Here is a 17,642-nt window from a genome sequence, read left to right on the forward strand (position 1 = left end):
CGTGGACGAGATCGCCACCACCCTCGCGACCGAGGCCGGACCGACGTCCGCCGACAACGTCGACAGCGTCGACTTCTTCTGCCGCATCACGCTGCCCTCCCGGTTCACTCCCGAGCAGGCGGCGCGCGCCGCCCTGCTCGGCGACCACCCGCTCAGCTACGCGGAGCTGGACGCCGAGGTAGATCGGGTAGCGGCCGGACTGCTGCGGAACGGAGCCGGCCCGGGCGACCGGATCGCCATCTGGATGGACAAGCAGCCGCGGTACGCGGTGGCCATCCTGGGAGCACTGCGGGCGGGCTGCGCTTATCTTCCGCTCGACGCGGCGCAGCCCGCCGAGCGGGTGCAGGCGGTACTCGCCGACGCCGAACCCACGGTGCTGTGTGTCGACCGCGGCCACCTGCCCTTCGTGATGACGTCGCGGCTACCGGCCTCCGTGCGGGTGGTCGCGGTCGCGGACGGCGTCTCGGGACCGGCGCTCGGTCGGGCCGAGGTGCTGGGTTGGGAGGACTTCGCGCCCGCTGTGGGCCACCACAGCAGCGTCGCGGAGCCTGATCCGGGCTCGGTCGCGGCCGTCCTGTACACCTCCGGCTCCACCGGGGTGCCCAAGGGCGTCCAGATCACGCACCGCAACCTGGGCGTGTTCATCGGATGGGCCCGTCAGGAACTCGACGTCGGGCCGGACGACGTGTTCGCGGGCCACGCCTCGTTCACCTTCGATCTGAGCACTTTCGACCTGTTCACCGCGCTGTCCGTCGGGGCCTCGCTGTGGATCGTCCCGGACGCGCAGACCAAGGACATGGCCGCGCTCGCGGCGGGCATCGTCCGGCACCGGGTCACCGTCTGGTATTCGGTGCCCTCGGTCCTGCACCTGCTCATCCGATCCGGTGCGCTGACCCCGGACGTCGCCGCCTCGCTGCGCCACGTCCTGTTCGCCGGCGAGGCCTTCGCCACCCCGCAACTGCGCGCGCTGGCGGCGGTACTGCCCTCGGGCGCAACGCTCTACAACCTGTACGGGCCGACCGAGACCAACGTGTGCACCTACCATCGGGTCGGCCCCGAGGACCTGCGCGATGACGAGCCGATCCCGATCGGGGTCCCGCTTCCCGGTGCCCGCGTGTCGGTCCGGGCGCAGGACGGCGGCGAGGTCACCTCGTCCGGTGAGCTGGGCGAACTGATCGTCTCCGGCCCCTGCGTGACGCCCGGATACTGGCGCCGGCCCCGGGAATCGGCCGCGGCCGGCCACCCGGCGAGCCACGCGACCGGGGACCTGGTCTGCCTCGACGACCACGGCCGGCTGGTCTACCGGGGACGCAAGGACCGGATGGTCAAGCTCTCCGGCTACCGCGTCGAACTCGGCGAGGTGGAGGCCGCCGCCCTTCGCCACCCGGGCATCGCCACCGCCGCCGCGGTGGTGGCCACCGGACCCGGAGGCGGCGCGCACATCGTGCTGCGCTACACGGTCCATTCCGGGGCGGCGCCGCTCGGCCTGCTCGACCTCAAGCGCCACTGCGCGCGCTACCTGCCCGCCTACATGGTGCCGCGCGCGGCCCAATGCGTGGCGGCACTGCCCTACAACGCGAACGGAAAGGTCGACTACCAGCGGCTGGCTGCCGGGGGCGACGATCCGCCCGCGACCCCGCCCCTCGATCCACGGAGGTTGCCGTGACCGACCCGCGCCGCGAGGCCGCCACCGTCGCCGCGCTGTTGCAGCACCATGCCCATCAGCGTCCTGACGCGCTGGCCTACCGCTTCATCACCGGGGTGGACGGCACCAGCGAGGAAGTGACCTACCGTCAGCTCCAAGCGCGGGTACGGGCCACAGCGGCCCGTCTGCAGGCCGAGCAGCTGCGGGGCAAGCCGGTGCTGCTGCTCCACCCGCCTGGCCTGGACTACATCACGGGCTTTCTGGCCTGCATGTACGCGGGTGCTATCGCAGTGCCCGCATATCCGCCGGACGCCGCGAGGTTCGGGCAGACCCTGCCCCGGCTCGCCGCGATCGGCCGGGACGCGAAGGCCACCCACGCCCTCACGTCCGGCCCGCTGAGCAGCCTGGCCCACGACCGGCACGCCGAACTGGCCGAACTGGGGCTCGGCGACCTGCGATGGATGTCCACGGACGACACCGCCGGCCTGACCGGGACCGACTGGAAGGAACCCCGGACCACAACGGACTCACTGGCGCTGCTGCAGTACACCTCCGGTTCGACCTCCCAGCCCAAGGGCGTGATGGTCAGCCACGCCAACCTGCTGCACAACCTGCGCGCGATCAACCGCCGGCTCGGGCACGACCGGGACTCGGCGCTGGCCTTGTGGCTGCCGCCGTACCACGACATGGGCCTGATCGGCGGGATCCTCACCGCCTTGTACGGCGGTATCCCGTTGCACTCCATGGCGCCGATGACGTTCGTGCGGCGGCCGCTGCTGTGGCTGGAGACGATCGCCGCGACCGGCGCGGACACCGGGATCTCGCCCAACTTCGGGTTCGAACACTGCTTGCGGATGATCCGGCCGGAGCAGCGGGACAGGCTGGATCTGAGCCGTTGGCGGCTGGCCCTGAACGGTGCCGAACCCGTTCGGGCGCGCACGTTGGAGCGTTTCGCAGAGTTCTTCGCACCGTGCGGCTTCGACCGGCGCGCGTTCATGCCCTGCTACGGTCTGGCCGAGGCCACCTTGCTGGTCAGTGCCACACTCCCCGGTCAGGGTGCTGACGCCTCCGCCTTCGACTCCGCCGCTCTGGAACAGGGCTCGGCCCGACCGGCGTTCCCCGGCACCGCCCGCACCACCGAACTCGTGGGCTGCGGCGGCAGCGCGGAAGAGGTGTCCGTCGCCGTCGTCGACCCCGCTACCGGCCGGCGCCGGCCCGAGGGCGGGATCGGTGAGATCTGGGTCGGCGGCCCGGGCGTCGCGCGCGGCTACTGGCGTCGCCCCGAGGCCACCGTGGAGACGTTCCGGGCGGTCATCGACGGCGAGCCGGGTCGGACCTACCTGCGCACCGGCGACCTCGGATTCCTCGGACCGCACGGCCTCTACGTTTCCGGACGCAGCAAGGACGTGGTGGTTCTTCAGGGCCGCAACTACTACCCGCCGGATCTGGAGCAGACCGTCGAACGCGTCGGGGAGGGTATCCGGACCAACGCCAGCGCCGCGTTCGGCGTGGAGCTCGACGGCGCCGAAGAACTGGTGGTGGTCTGCGAGGTGGAGCACCGCCCCGATGACGGCGGCGCGGCTTTGCTGGCCGCGGTCCGCGCCGCGCTCGCCGCCGAGCACGAGGTGAGCCCGCACGCGGTGGTGCTGTTGAAGCGCTCGACGGTGCACCGCACCACCAGCGGGAAGATCCAGCGTGGTGCTTGCCGGGACGATTACGTGCAGCTGCGGCTGCAAGCTCTCGCGGCGAGCGTGCTCAGCTCCGCGCGCACAGCCCCGACCGGCTCTGGAGACCGCCGCCGGCCGATGGACCGCCGCGAGGTCGAGGTCGCAGTCGGGTCCGTCCTGGGCTCCCTGACGGGGACGGCCCAGATCGCCGGGCGCCGCCTGGCGGACCTCGGCCTGGACTATCCAGGCCTGCTGCGAGCGGTGGCGCTTCTGCAGGAGCGGCTAGGCGTCCCGGTGCCGATCGGAGAGCTGCTGACCTGCCCGGACGTCGACACCCTCGTGGCGCTTCTGCTCGGCGGGGAGCCGCCGACGAAGCGGCTCACGCTTCGTTCGACAGCGTCCACAGACGCAGACAGTGCGCAAGCACCCAGGCCTCTGGCCGCACTCGACATCGAGCGTTGGCTCATCGAGCGGATCGCCGCCCGGCTCGGCCTGGCTCCCGACACGGTGGACGCGCACGCGCCGTTCACCGCGCTCGGACTGGACTCCAAGCAGAGCGTCGCGGTGAGCCAGGAGCTGGGAACCCACCTGGGCCGGGAGATCACCGCGAGCCTGGTGTTCGACCACCCCACGATCCGCGCCGTCGCCGACGCGCTCGGCACGGATCCCGAACCTCGACAGACCGGCGACCACCGCCGCCCGAACTCGGAGACCCAGGCCGCCGCGTGGGCGGGCCCGCAGGCCGAGCCCGTCGCCGTCGTCGGCATCGCCTGCCGTCTGCCGGGCGCCCCGGATGTGGAGAGCTACTGGAAGCTGCTGCTGGACGGACGCTGCGCGATCGGCGAGGTACCGCGGGAACGGTGGGACCCGGAAACCGTGCCCGGGACGTCGGGGGTCGGCGGATTCCTGGACCGGATCGACGAGTTCGACGCCCGCTTCTTCGGCATCTCAGCCCGCGAAGCCTCACGCATGGACCCGCAACAGCGCCTTCTGCTGGAGACCGCTTGGACCGCCGTCGAGGATGCGGGTATGGCGCCCGGCAGCCTGGCCGGAACCCGGACCGGCGTGTTCGTCGGCATCAGCAGCCACGACTACTACCAACTGCAGATGGGGGACACCAGCGCGGCCGACATGCACGCCGCGATCGGCAACGCCCAATCGGTTGCCGCGAACCGGATCTCCTACGTGCTCGACCTGCACGGACCCAGCATCGCGGTGGACACCGCCTGCTCCTCCTCCCTGGTCGCGGTGCACGCGGCCTGCCGCAGCCTGCGCGAAACAGAGTGCTCATTGGCGCTGGTGGGAGGGGTCAACCTGATGCTCACCCCGCAGCTCACGGCGGCCTTCACCCAGGCCGGAATGCTCTCCGGGGAAGGCGTCTGCCGCACGTTCGACGACGCCGCCGACGGATACGTCCGCGGCGAGGGCGTCGCCGTGGTGTGCCTGAAGCCGCTGTCGGCCGCTCTCGCCGACGGGGACCGTATCCACGCCGTCATCAAGGGCTCCGCGGTCGGACACGGCGGTCGTGCCAACGGTCTGACCGCCCCGCGCGGTTCGGCGCAGCGCGACGTGATCGATCGGGCCCTGGCCGAGGCCGGGCTGCGCGGGCACGACGTGGACTATGTGGAATCCCACGGCACCGGCACGCCGCTCGGCGACCCGATCGAGTGGGCCGCGCTGGCCGCCGTCTACGGACGGGACTCCAAGGCCGGTGAGCCGTGCCTGGTCGGGTCGGTCAAGAGCAGCATCGGCCATCTGGAAGCCGCGGCCGGCCTGGCCGGACTGATCAAGGCCGCCCTGGTCGTGCGCGAGGGACAGGTGCCCGCCCAGGTGAACTTCACCGTTCCCAACCGGCACTTGGCCGCGGCGGGAACAGGCCTGCTGATCGCCTCCCGACGCCAGGCGCTCCCGGTCGGACGGCCCTTGCGCGCGGCGGTCAGCTCCTTCGGGTTCGGAGGAACGAACAGCCACATCGTGCTCGAAGCCGCCCCCGAGCCGCTCCAGCGCACCGATCCGATACCGAGGCCGCTGGACGCCTTGTGCCTGTCGGCCCGCACCGAGCAGGCGCTGGCCGATGTGGCCCGGAACTACCGGACCCACCTGGTCACCCACCCGCGGGTTCAGCTGGCAGACCTCTGCCACGCGGCCAACACCGGCCGCACGCACCTGGTCCACCGCGCCGTCATCACCGCCGCCACCACCGAGGCGTTGGACCGTGAGCTGGCGGCCCTCGCCGCCGGTGAACCGTCCCGTGCCGTCCTACGCGGTGAAGTCCCGCCCGAGACGCCGAAGCTGGCCTTCCTGTTCAGCGGTCAGGGAACCCAGTACCCCGGGATGGCCCGGGCGCTGGCCGAAAGCCATCCGGCAGTGGCCGAGAGCCTGGAGCGCAGCGACGCGGTTCTGCGGCCGTTGCTCGGGACGTCCCTGCACGACCTGCTGTCCGACCCGGCCGCGGACAGGTTGCGGCAGACCCGCTACTGTCAGCCGGCCCTGGTGGCAGTGGAATTGGCCCTGTTCGATCTGTGGAGTTCGGTCGGAGTCCGACCGGCCGCCGTCCTCGGACACAGCGTCGGCGCCTACGCGGCGGCCTGCGCCGGCGGCGTGTTGTCGCAAGCCGACGCACTGACGCTGATCGCGGCGCGCGCCGCGGCGATGGACGCGCAACCCGGCCGGGGCGCGATGGTCGCCTGTTCGGGCGACGCCGAGGTGATCCGGTCGCTGGCGGCGTCTCATCCCCGGGTCGCGGTCGCGGCCGTCAACTCCCCAACACGGTTGGTGTTGTCAGGCCCGGCGGACGACATCGAGGCGCTGACCGTCTCCCTGGGGCGTGCGGGCGTCGCCGCCAGGCCGCTCCAGGTCTCGCACGCCTTTCATTCCTCGATGATGAACGGCGCCGCGGACGCTGTGCGGCGTGCCGCCGGCTCGGTGCGCCACCACGCTCCGCGGCTGCCCTGGATCTCCGACCTGACCGGACAACGAGTCGACCAGCTCAGTGACCGGTACTGGGTGGACCACATGCTGAGCACGGTCCGCTTCGGTGACGGCCTCGGCGCGCTGAATGAGCTGGGCTGCACCGGCTTCGTGGAGATCGGCCCGCACCCCGCGCTGCTGTCTCTGGTCCAGACGGACGGCGAAGCGGACAGGGCTCTGCGTCTGCCGACTATCCGCCGCGGCGGTGCGGACTGGGACACGTTCCTGCAGTCCTTGGCCCGGCTGCATTGCGCCGGCGGCGAGGTCGACTGGGCGGGTCTGGACCGGCCGCACGGGCGGGTCCGGGTCCCGGTTCCACGCACCGTGTTCCACCGACAGTCCTACTGGCGCCAGATCGCGCCTTCGAACAGGCCGGGGCCGAATCCCGTCCCGGCGACACCCCCGGAAGGCTCCGCCGTCGATGCCCCGCGAAGGGAGAGCGCCGTGCACACGCAGGCGTGGACTGAGGACGTCGTGCCGCTCGACGCGGTCGTGACAAGCGACGTGATCCGTTATGTGGGCCGGGTGAGTGGGTTCCCCGATCACCAGGTGCCCCTGGACGCGCGCCTCGGGCCGGATCTCGGATTCGACTCGCTGATGAAGCAGGAACTGGAGCAGCGCATCGCGCAGAAGTACGCGCACCGCCTGCCGGAACTGCGCCGTTCGCTGCCCGAAGACCCGACCGTTCGGGATCTGGTGCGGCTGCTGGGGGTCTCCGGCTCCCCGGTGCCGCGACCCGAACCCGCGGTCCCGACTTTCGTCCCCGCGGTCCCGGTCCCGGCCCCGGCAGCCCGCCTCGCGCCCGACACACCCGTCAAACGCGAGCGGGTGGTGGAGGAGTGGGCTGAGTACCACGAGATCCAGCAGCGGCTGCGGCGGATCGAGGCGGCCGGTGCGAACGCCTACGGCCGCGTCCACGAGGGGTTCAACACCGGGCGGATCGAACTCGGCGGCCGCTCGGTCATCAACTTCTCCGCCTTCAACTACCTGGCTCTGTCCAGCCACCCGCGGCTGTTGGCCGCCGCCAAGGCAGCCGTGGACAAGTACGGCACCTCCAGCTCGGCCACTCCGCTGCTGTGCGGTGAGACGCCGCTGCACCACGAACTCGACGCCGAGATCGCGTCCTTCCTCGGCACCGAGGCGGCGATCGTGTTCGCCGGCGGCCACGCCACGAACGTGGCGACGGTGGGCCACCTGTTCGGCCCGGAGGACCTGATCCTGCACGACGAGTGGATTCACGACAGCACTGTGCGCGGAGCCATGCTCTCCGGTGCCCGCCGGCGTCCGTTCCCGCACAACGATTGGGCCGCGCTGGACCGGATGCTGGCGGCGATGCGCGGTGAGTTCCGGCGCGCGGTGGTGGTCATCGAGGGCGCCTACAGCCAGGACGGCGACATCCCCGACCTGCCCCGGTTCATCGAGGTCAAGAAGCGGCACGAGGCGATGCTCATGGTCGACGAGGCGCACTCGATCGGAGTCCTGGGCCCCACCGGTCGTGGTATCGGAGAGCACTTCGATGTCGACCGGCGGGACGTGGACCTGTGGATGGGTACGCTCAGCAAGGCACTGGGCAGTCTGGGCGGGTACATCGCCGCCCGCGGACCGCTTATCGAGCTGATGAAGTTCACCACCCCGTTGTTCATCTTCAGCACCGGTATCTCTCCGGCGAACGCCGCGGCCGCACTGGAGGCGTTCCGCGTCATCCGGGACGAGCCCGAAAGGGTCGCCCGGCTGCGGGAACTGTCCGAGTACTTCCGGCAGCAGGCCCGGGACAGAGGCTTCGACATCGGGGTCTCGCGGGCGTCCGCGGTGATCCCGGTGATCACCGGAAGCTGGGACCGCGCGATGGCGGTCTCCCACCGGCTGCTGGAGCGGGGCGTCAACGTGATGCCCATCGGCTACCCGGCAGTCGCGAAGGATCAGGCCCGGCTGCGGTTCTTCGTCAACGTCGATCACCGTGAGCAGGACCTGGAGCACGCCCTGGACCTGCTGCAAGAGGAGACGCAGCCGCAGCCGCGCGATCAGAGCCGGGCCGATGGCGAGCGATACCGGCCCGGGAGCGCCGCGCGCCCGGCGCGGACCCGTCCGTCGGCACCCGGTGCGGCGGAGGTCCTGGTCGCCGGGGCCAGCGGCTTCATCGGCGGCCACCTGACCCGGCGTCTGGTCGAACAGGGCCGCCAGGTCCGCGTGCTGGTCCGTGCCGACAGCGATCGGTCCGTGTTCGACGGCCTGCCCGTTCAGGCCGAGGTGGGCTCGCTGGCCAACGTCGAGAGCCTGCGACGCGCCACCGCCGGGGTGCGGCAGGTCTTCAACTGCACTGGAATGTCCGCGGACTGGGGTCCCTGGCAGCAGTTCCAGCAGACCAACGTGGAAGGTGTCCGAAACCTGATGGAGGCGGCGGACCACGCCGGCACCGTCGAGCGGTTCGTCCACCTGAGCACCACCGACGTGTACGGGTACCCGAAGCGCCCGTGCGACGAGGGCACCGTGCTGAACGACATCGGGCTGCCGTACAACCGCAGCAAGGTGCTCGGCGAGACCGTGGTCCGGGAGTCCGCCCAGCACACCGGCGTCCCGCTGACCGTCATCCGGCCGGTGTCCGTCTACGGGCCCCGCAGCAAAGACTTCGTCGTCGAACTCGCCAACCTGCTGCTGCAGAAGCAGATGGTCTACATCCGACACGGCGACGTTCCGGCCGGCCTGCTGTACGTGGAGAACCTCGCCGACGCGATGATCGCCGCCTGCGACGCCCCCGTGGCCGCGGGGCGCGCCTACAACCTGCGCGACGCGGAACTGACGACCTGGCACGACTACATGGAGGCGCTGGCACAGGGGCTGGGTGTACCGGCGCCGAAGTTGAGCCTGCCGGCCGGTGTGGCCACCGGAGTCGCCACCGTGTCGGAGCGGATCTGGGGCACGTTGCGGATCAAGTCCCGGCCGGTGCTGACCCGGCACGCTGTCAACCTGTTCGCGCGGGACCAGTCCTACCCGATCGACCGGGCCCGCGACGACTTCGGCTTCAAGAGCGAAGTCGACTTCGCCGAGGGCATGCGCCGCACCATCGCCTGGCTCGACTCCGACGACGGCCGCCGGTTGGTGAAGCACTGATGACCAGCGTCTTGGAACGCTCCGGCGCGTGGCTTCCGGCCGCGGATCCGGACCGCACGCTGCGGTTGATCTGCTTTCCTCACGCCGGCGGTACGCCGTCGCTGTATCACGACTGGCCGCGCCTGCTGGACCCGGCGATCCAGGTGGTGCCGGTGCTGTTGGCCGGGCGCGGACTGCGCTCCCACCAGCAGCCGGTCTCCGTCCTCCAGCCCTTGGTGCAGGAGGTGGTCCAAGCCCTGGTCCGGGCCGGCCACACGGATCGGTTCGCGATGTTCGGCCACAGCATGGGCGCCCTGCTCGCCTACGAGGTCGCGTGCGCCTTGCGCGACCGCGGCCTGCCGGAGCCGGAGCACCTGTTCGTGTCCGCGAGTAAGGCCCCGCATTTGTACGGGGCCGCGGCCGGTTGGCCGACCAACGATACGGACCTGCGCCGGATGGTCGGTGAGCTCGGCGGGCTCGGCCCGGACGAGGAGATGGGACTGGCCTATCTCGAACGCCGGCTTCCGGTACTACGAGCCGACCTGCGGTTGTGCGCCGAGTATGTGTGGACGCCGCGAACGCCGCTGAACTGCCCCATGACCGCCTTCTCCGCCGACGGCGACCCGGTCGCCACCCCGGCGCAGATGGAGGCGTGGCGGGAGTACACCGCGAACTCGCTGCTGCGCCGCCATCTGCCGGACGGCCACTTCTACCTGAACCACGACGCGGGCCGCGCCGCGCTGTTGCGCTTCGTGCGCGCGGACTTGGACCGGCTGTTCCATACGGTCGGCGCAGGACACACCCACCAGCTACCGGAGGACTCGCGATGGACCGGCTGACCCTGACCAGAATCGTCAAGGAGCGCCAGCTGCCACTGCTCTTGTCGGCCACCAGACGTCTGGTCACGCCGATGTACCGGGCCGCGTTCCTGGCCGCGGCCGCTCGTTCCGGGGTGCTCGGCCGGCTCGCGGTGCGGCCCTGCGACCTGCAGACGCTGGCCCACAGTCTGGACGTGGACCAGCACGCCGAGGAACTGCGCACCTGGCTCGACATCGGCGTGCGGCTGGGGGACCTGGCCTGGTTCGACGACACCTACCGGCTGCGGAGCCGGACCGCCAAGGCGTTGGCACGGCCCGGACGCGAACCGGTCGCCGCGGCGCTGGAGGAGGTGCTCCGCTTCCATCTTCCGGTGCTCATGGAGGCCCCGCAGATGCTGCGTGAGGGCAGGAGGCTGTCGCTGAGCGACCAAGACGGCCAGGTCATCGCGCGCTCGACGCGGGTGGTGGAGCCATTCGTGGAGGAGGCCGTGCGCCGCACCCTGGATCGCGACCGGCCGCTGCGGCTGCTGGAGGTCGGCTGCGGCGCCGGCACCTACGTGCGGCTCGCGGCCCAGCTCAATCCACGGCTGACCGCGCTGGCGATCGACCTGCAGGACGAGGTGGCCGCCGAGGCGGCCGAGAACATGGCCGTGTGGGGGCTGGCGGGCCGTGTCGAGACCCGCCAGGGAGATCTCCGGACCCTCACCGTCGAGCCGCAGTTCGACCTGGTCACGCTGCACAACAACATCTACTACTTCCCGCCCGGGGACCGTGTCGACGTTCTGCGCAAGGCGCGCTCGCTGCTGGCCCCCGGCGGCCGGCTGCTGCTCACCACCGCGTGCCGCGGCGGCAACCTGGGCCTGGAGGTCCTCAACCTGTGGTTCACCCACGCCGACTTCGGCGGGCCGCTGCCCACGGTCGAGGACCTGGTCCGGCAACTCGATGACGCCGGGTTCGCGCAGGTGACGACCCGTCGTCTCATCCCCGGCGACCAGTTCCACGCCGTCGTGGGCGTCAACGCCCCGGCCGGCCGGCCGTGACCGGTCCTGGTACCGACAAGGAGGTTCCCCCGTTGGACACGACGACAGTGAACGAGCGTGGCAGCGCCGTCATCCACCTGGACCGGGTGGACAAGCCCGACGACCAGGTCCTGGGCGGCAAGGCCGCCCGCCTGGCCGAACTCACCGCGGCCGGACTGCCGATCCCGCCGGCGTTCTGCGTCAGCACCGCGGTGTTCCAGCAAGCACTGGAGCACCTCGGCATCGATGAGGCAGGCGGCAGCGAACCCGGGCCCGTACTGCGCCGCCGCGTCTTGGACGGCACCCTGCCCGCGGCGGTCACCGAGCCGATCCTGGCCGCCTACGCCGAGCTGGGCAGTCCCCGTGTCGCGGTGCGATCCTCCGCGGTCCGTGAGGACTCGGCGGGGCAGTCGTTCGCCGGCCAGCACGACACGATCCTCGATGTCGCCGGAGACGAGGAGCTGATCGAGGCGGTCAAGGAATGCTGGGCCTCCCTGTGGTCCGACCGGGCGCAGGTCTACCGCGACGGTCCGGAGCAGGCCGGTGCGATCGCCGTGATCGTCCAGGAGATGATCCACGCTGATGTCAGCGGAGTGCTGTTCACGACCGATCCGGTCAGCCCGCGGCCGCACCAGATGGTGGTCGAGGCGTGCTGGGGCCTGGGCGAGGGCCTGGTGTCGGGCAAGGTCCCGTCGGACTGGTTCCTGCTTGACGAGCGCACCATGTCGCCGGTGGAGCAGGAGATCCGTTACAAGGTCACCAAGTGCGCACCGCTGGAGCCCGGCCGGATCGGCATCACCAAGGTCGATGAAGCCGACCGCAACCTCCCGTGCCTGACACGCGATCAGCTGGAGGAACTCGCCAGGCTGGCGGTCTCGGTCCGCACCTACTACCAGGCTGAGCAGGACCTGGAGTGGGTGCTGAAGGACGGCCGCTTCCACCTCCTGCAGGCCCGTCCGATCACCACCCGCCCGCAGCGCACCGACCGCAACCGGCTGTACGTCACCGAGCAGCCGCGGCCGATCGCCGAGGGCACGCTGTGGTCCCGGATGGACATCGGCGAGATCTTCACGGGGATCATGTCCCCGCTGGGCCAGTCGTTCGCCCGCTACTACCAGGCGAATGTCCACACCGACTGTGCGCGGGCGGTCGGGGTGCTCGATCCCGGCGACCCGGACCTGCACATGGGCTACCTGCAGGGTCACATCTACCTCAACATCTCGTTCACCTCCTACATGCTCGGGCAGTGTCCGCCGACCCGCGACCAGCGGCACTTCACCGCCCGGTTCGCCAGTGAGGAGGCGGACCTGAGCAGCTATCACAACCCCTTCGGGTCCTTCCCCGGCGGCAGTGAGGGCCGAGCCGCGCTGACGCACTGGCTCCGGTGCACCGCGGTGGAGATGGCGCAGATGAAGCGCCGCGCGAAGCGGATGGTCCGCTCGCGCGAGTACGAGTTCGACCGGGCCCGCGCCCTGGATCTGACCCGGCTGAGCCGCCGCGAGCTCGACGCCGAGATGAGCCGCTACCTCGGCTACTTCCACGACATGCATGTCGGCTACATGCCCTACTACATCAACGCGTTCGGCTTCTACGGGGTTCTGGCCGAACTGTGCGCGAAGTGGCTCGGCAAGGACGGCCACAACCTGCAGAACCGCGTCAAGACCGACATGTCGAGCCTGCGTACCGTCGAGTCGGCCCGGGACATCTGGGTCGTGGCGCAGGCCGCCAAGGACCGGCCGGCAGTCATGCGCCTGATCCGCGAGACCCCTTTCGAGACACTGCCCGCCGCCCTGCTCGCCGACGATGCGGGACGGGAGTTCTGGAAGCACCGGGTCGAACCGTTCCTACGCGCCAACGGCACCCGTAGCCACCAGGAGATGGAACTGACCCACCCGCGGTGGATCGACGACCCCTCATACGTGTTCCAGATGATCCGCCGCTACGCGGAGGACGGCTTCTCCATCGACGAGATCCTCGGCCGCAGCCGCGCCTACCAGGACGGCGACGCCGCCGCGGTGCTGACCCGGCTGCCGCGCACGAAGCGCACGGTGATCGAGAAGGTCATCGCGATGTACGTGCAGTGCAGCGAACTGCGGGAGACCGCGCGGATGTCGATGATCACCTCGATCTGGCTGGTCCGCAACGTGGTCTACGAGGTGGGCCGCCGGCTGATCGCCGCCGGCGTGCTGCGCTCGCCGGACGAAGTGGCCTACCTCGACTTCGCGGACGTGCTCACCTACCTGTCAGGCTCCGACGAGCCGCAGGAGGTCTTCTCCCGTGTCCGCCTGGAGGAGGCACGCCGCGAGTTCCAGTACGTGCGCCGGCTGCCCGAACCCCCGCTCACACTGATCGGCGAGCACGATCCCACGCGGGCCGTGGTGCCGGCTCCGGACGGCGCGCGCCTGGAGGGGCTGGCCGCGAGCCCGGGACGCGTGGTGGGCCGGGCGCGGGTCATCGAGGATCTGGTCTGGCAGGCCGACGAGTTCCAGGCCGGCGAGATCCTGGTGACCCGCTTCACCGACGCGTCCTGGACGCCGTTGTTCGCCATCGCCGGCGCAGTGGTGACCGACATCGGGTCGATGCTCTCGCACAGCTCCATCGTGGCCCGTGAGTTCAACGTGCCCTCGGTGGTCAACACCAAGCAGGCCACCCGCCGCATCGCCACCGGCGACATGGTCGTGGTCGACGGCGACGCCGGCGTGGTGGAGGTCGTCGAGGGCTGAGCCCGGCCCGCCTCTCGTCGGCGCCCGCCGTCCTTTCCCACCTACTTCCCGCATCCCGACCCGGGCACCGCCTGTCGGTGCCCGGGTCCGAGAAGGAGACAGCACAATGATTCCCGATCAGTGGTACGCGATCACGCGCTCCCAGGACATCCGCAATGACCGGCCCGTCGGTGTCCGACGGCTCGGCATGGACCTCGTCCTGTGGCGCTCGACCGACGGCACGCTGGTGTGCCAGTCCGCACGCTGCCCCCACAAAGGCGCGAACATGGCCGACGGCCGGTTGCGCGGCGACACGCTCGGCTGCCCCTACCACGACTTCCGTTTCGACGCGGACGGTCAGTGCGTCCTCGCGCCCTGCCTGGGCTCGGAGGCCAGGATCCCCAAGTCGATGCGCCTGGACACCCACGTGGTGCGGGAGGAGGCCGGGCTGATCTGGCTGTGGTGGGGACGGCGGACCGAGCCCCTGCCCGAGGTGCAGATCCCGCCGGAGGTGCGGGACAAGCCCGAGCTGTACGCGACGTCCAGCTGGTCCCAGCCGGTCAACTACACCCGGTACATCGAGAGCCTTCTCGACTTCTACCATGTGCCGGTCGTGCACCGGGACCACTGGTTCAACTGGTTCGACTACGTGGGATGGAGCGGCACCGCCAAGCACCTCGGGCTGGACGGCAGGCGACGCTACTTCGCCATGACCAAGGTCGAGAACAGCCGCCTGTCGGTCGACGGCACCACGCTGCGCCACGACTTCGACCTGTGCCAGGAGGGCGACCCGACCAACCGGGCGCCGATGAACGTCACCTTCACGTTCCCGGGCATGGTGCACATCCACACCGAGCCCTTCGACGTCACGATCTGGATGACCCCGATCGACGAGGAGCACACCCAGGTTCTGTTCCGCTGGTACGAGGACGCGCATCTGAAGAAGGCGCTGCGGTTGCCGGCTTTGCGGCGGCTGATCCCGCGGATGGCGCTGTTCGCGCAGAAGCGGGTCCAGGAGGTGCAGGACATGCGGGTGGTCCGGCAGATCCAGCCGCGCGTCACCGGTCGGCAGGTGAACCGCTTCGTGGCGGTCGATGAGCTGAACGCCAAGTACGTGGTGATGCGCGACCAGCTGAAGAAGCAGGCCGGGGTCACGCCGGACGAGACCGACGGGGCGTACCGCGTCGATGACGCCGATCTGGGAGCGGACCTATTCGCCCCTTCGGAGTGAGGCGTCCGCGTGACACAGACCGTCGCCGGCGCTAAGCTGTGAGTCATTGGGCAAACGCCCAAGGCGATCGGCCAAGGCAAACGCCTAAGGCGATCGCCCAACTCGATCGTGAAACGGACGGCGGGCCGCCGACGAGCGGCGGCCCACACCGGCCGGTGATTACGGAGCAGCAGAAGCAGATGACACCGACTTCAGTGGAGCGGGGCCAGGAGACCAGGGCACGGCTGATCGCCGCCGCCGGCCAACTCATCGTCGAGGAGGGATGGGGTGCGGTGACCACGCGCAAACTGGCAGCCCGGGCGGACGTGCGTCCCGGCCTGGTCCACTACCACTTCGGCACGGTCACCGACCTCCTGGTCGAGGCCTCCTTGGCGACCGTCGAGCGCGAGGTCGGGATAGTGATGGGCATGCTCGCCCAGGCCCCTGCCGGCCCGCAGGGCGTCGAAATGGCGGTGACGGGGATGGCGCAGTACTCGGCCGACCCCGCCTCGACCGTCCTGACCAGCGAGATGCTGCTCGCCGCCACCCGGAACGAGCGCCTGCGCACGGGGCTTGCCACCTTGCAGGGCACGTGGCTCCAGGCGGTGGCGCAGTGGCTCGGCGAGCACGGCCTGACCGCGGACCCGGAGCCGACGGCGCTGGTCCTCGGCGCCCTGTTGGACGGCCTGGTCCTGCACCGCCTGGTCGACCCGGAGCTCGCGGTGCCGATCGACGGCCCGCTGCGCCGGCTGGTCGGCCTGCCCGAGGCGACGAACCGACCGGCCACCCCCTGACCGACGGCCGGGGTTCCCCGTCCCCGGCCGTCTGAGCCACTCAACCGACCGCGAAGGAGCTGCTCCGCCATGGACCTTCCCCCTAGCGAGCCTGTCGCGATCGTCGGAATCTCGGCGCTGTACCCTCGCGCCCGCGGTGTCGAGGCGTTCTGGGATCTGGTGACCACCACGCGGTTGCGCTGCGCCTGCACCGATCCTCCGGCCGGCCAGGACAGCGCGGGCCGCCCGACCCCGCCGCACGGCCTGCTCGACATCGAGGTCGATGTGGCCGCCTTCAAGATCCCGCCGGCGCAGTCGGCTTCGATGACCCGGATGCAGAAGCTCATGCTTGAGGCTTCCCGGCAGGCTCTGAGCGACGCGGGTCTGACCGACCGGCCGATCCGCGGTGACCGCTTCGACGTGATCGTCGGCGTCTGCGCCGGACTGGACCGGCAATATCTCAATGCACTGAGGATCGAGGCGCAGCGCCTGGCCCACGATCTGCGCTCCGCCGGACAGGACGGTTCGGACCCGGACGTCGGCTGGGAACTCGGGCCGGACCCCGGCTCGGACCTCGGGCCGGCCGCCGAAGCCGCGGCATCGGAGCTGCTGGAACTGCTCGGGCCCCGCCTGGCCGGGTCGCCCCATGACCGGGTCGGCGAGATGGCCAGCACCATCCCCGCGCGGATCGCGAGCGTCTTCAAACTCCGAGGCAGGACCGTGGCGCTGGAGGCCGCGGACGGCACCTCGCTCGTCGCGCTCGCCCACGCGGTCGGCGCTCTGCGCCGCGGCGACTCGGACACGGTGCTGGTGGTCGCGGGCCAGCAGCGGGAGAGCGGCCTGCTGGCCGGTGCCCTGGACGCCAAAGGCCTGACTTCGGCCTGCGGCCACCCCTTCGCCGGGCCGGGCGAGGGGTTCACCTTGGCCGAGGGCGTGAGCGCGGTGCTCCTCAAACGACTGTCCGACGTGGCCGAAGAAGACCGGGTCCACGCGGTGATCCGCGGCTGCGCTCTGGGACAGGACCCGCGTCCGGGCACCTTCCGATACTCGGTCTCGGCCGAACACCGCCGGGAGGTCGCCGAACTGGCCTACCGGGACGCGGACGTGCCCACCGACTCCATCGGCTTGGTGGAGTGCTTCGGATCCGGCTTCCGCAGTGAGACACAGGCCGAACTCACGGCACTGTCAGGCCTCTACACGGGCTCGCCGACCGAGGCGGTCCTCGGGAGCATCCGCGACCGCCTCGGCCACACGTTCGCCAACGCGGGCCTGGCCAGTGTGATCAAGGTGGCTCTCGCGCTCAGCCACGGCACTCTGCCGCCTGTGTGGTCGCCCGCCGGCGCCCCGCCGCCTCCCGGCTCCGGGTTCCGGTTCCTGGCCAGCGCACAACGCTGGGAACAGTCGGCGTCGCCGCGCCGGGCCGCTGTCAGCGGCGCGTCGCTGACCGGGATGCTGGCCCATTTCGTCCTGGAGGAACACCAGGCCGTCCCGGTCCCACCCGGGGGTCGGCCGGTACGTCGGCCGGTGCGCGTCCGGGAGGGCGAACCGGTGGCGGTCATCAGCTGGGGCGCGCACTTCGCCGGTGCCACCGGGCCCGCGGCCGTGTGGGACGTGTTCCGCTCGGGACGGGACCGCATCGGCCCCCTGCCGACCCGGATCCTGGACCGGGAGATCTACTTCGACCCCTCTGCGCTCAGCCTCACCCATACCTACACCGACCAGGGCTCGCCCGCCCCGGTCCCGGCCGCCCC

At 70.9% G+C, this 17,642-nt stretch carries 8 protein-coding genes; all 8 read left to right on the top strand.

Translation table 11 applies throughout. The annotated features are described in order from the left end of the window. The first annotated feature begins 1 nt into the window (after position 1). Positions 2-1,666, top strand: a complete 1,665-nt coding sequence (locus KGQ19_RS16795; RefSeq protein WP_212010104.1) for an amino acid adenylation domain-containing protein — start codon at positions 2-4, stop codon at positions 1,664-1,666. Further along, on the top strand, positions 1,663-9,390 hold the full coding sequence (locus KGQ19_RS16800) for a type I polyketide synthase (protein WP_212010105.1): 7,728 nt from the start codon (positions 1,663-1,665) through the stop codon (positions 9,388-9,390). Before KGQ19_RS16795 ends, KGQ19_RS16800 begins: the two co-directional genes overlap by 4 nt. Further along, the gene (locus KGQ19_RS16805) at positions 9,390-10,208 is read left to right on the top strand and encodes a thioesterase II family protein (RefSeq protein ID WP_212010106.1); all 819 of its coding nucleotides are present in this window, start codon (positions 9,390-9,392) and stop codon (positions 10,206-10,208) included. The genes KGQ19_RS16800 and KGQ19_RS16805 overlap by 1 nt, the downstream gene beginning before the upstream one ends. Beyond that, complete coding sequence (locus KGQ19_RS16810) at positions 10,196-11,227, top strand: SAM-dependent methyltransferase (protein ID WP_212010107.1); 1,032 nt, start codon at positions 10,196-10,198, stop codon at positions 11,225-11,227. Before KGQ19_RS16805 ends, KGQ19_RS16810 begins: the two co-directional genes overlap by 13 nt. A gap of 32 nt (positions 11,228-11,259) precedes the next feature. Further along, the gene (redH, locus tag KGQ19_RS16815) at positions 11,260-13,929 is read left to right on the top strand and encodes an undecylprodigiosin ligase RedH (protein WP_212010108.1); all 2,670 of its coding nucleotides are present in this window, start codon (positions 11,260-11,262) and stop codon (positions 13,927-13,929) included. Between the two features lie 106 nt (positions 13,930-14,035). Further along, positions 14,036-15,139 (top strand): Rieske 2Fe-2S domain-containing protein, encoded by a 1,104-nt coding sequence (locus KGQ19_RS16820; RefSeq protein WP_212010109.1) that lies wholly within the window; start codon positions 14,036-14,038, stop codon positions 15,137-15,139. A 179-nt stretch (positions 15,140-15,318) separates the two neighbouring features. Then, positions 15,319-15,912 (top strand): TetR/AcrR family transcriptional regulator, encoded by a 594-nt coding sequence (locus KGQ19_RS16825; RefSeq protein WP_212010110.1) that lies wholly within the window; start codon positions 15,319-15,321, stop codon positions 15,910-15,912. A gap of 69 nt (positions 15,913-15,981) precedes the next feature. Next, the coding region (locus tag KGQ19_RS16830; RefSeq protein ID WP_212010111.1) for a beta-ketoacyl synthase N-terminal-like domain-containing protein at positions 15,982-17,642 on the top strand (1,661 nt) is incomplete at its 3' end.

Origin of the sequence: Catenulispora pinistramenti (assembly GCF_018274385.1) — a bacterium.
GTDB classification, from domain to species: domain Bacteria; phylum Actinomycetota; class Actinomycetes; order Streptomycetales; family Catenulisporaceae; genus Catenulispora; species Catenulispora pinistramenti.

What these genes read in the sequence shown, in the direction of transcription:
- KGQ19_RS16805 (WP_212010106.1), top strand. Translation starts at nt 9,390, where the DNA reads ATGACCAGCGTCTTGGAACGCTCCGGCGCGTGGCTTCCGGCCGCGGAT.
- KGQ19_RS16810 (WP_212010107.1), top strand. Translation starts at nt 10,196, where the DNA reads ATGGACCGGCTGACCCTGACCAGAATCGTCAAGGAGCGCCAGCTGCCA.
- KGQ19_RS16820 (WP_212010109.1), top strand. Translation starts at nt 14,036, where the DNA reads ATGATTCCCGATCAGTGGTACGCGATCACGCGCTCCCAGGACATCCGC.
- KGQ19_RS16825 (WP_212010110.1), top strand. Translation starts at nt 15,319, where the DNA reads ATGACACCGACTTCAGTGGAGCGGGGCCAGGAGACCAGGGCACGGCTG.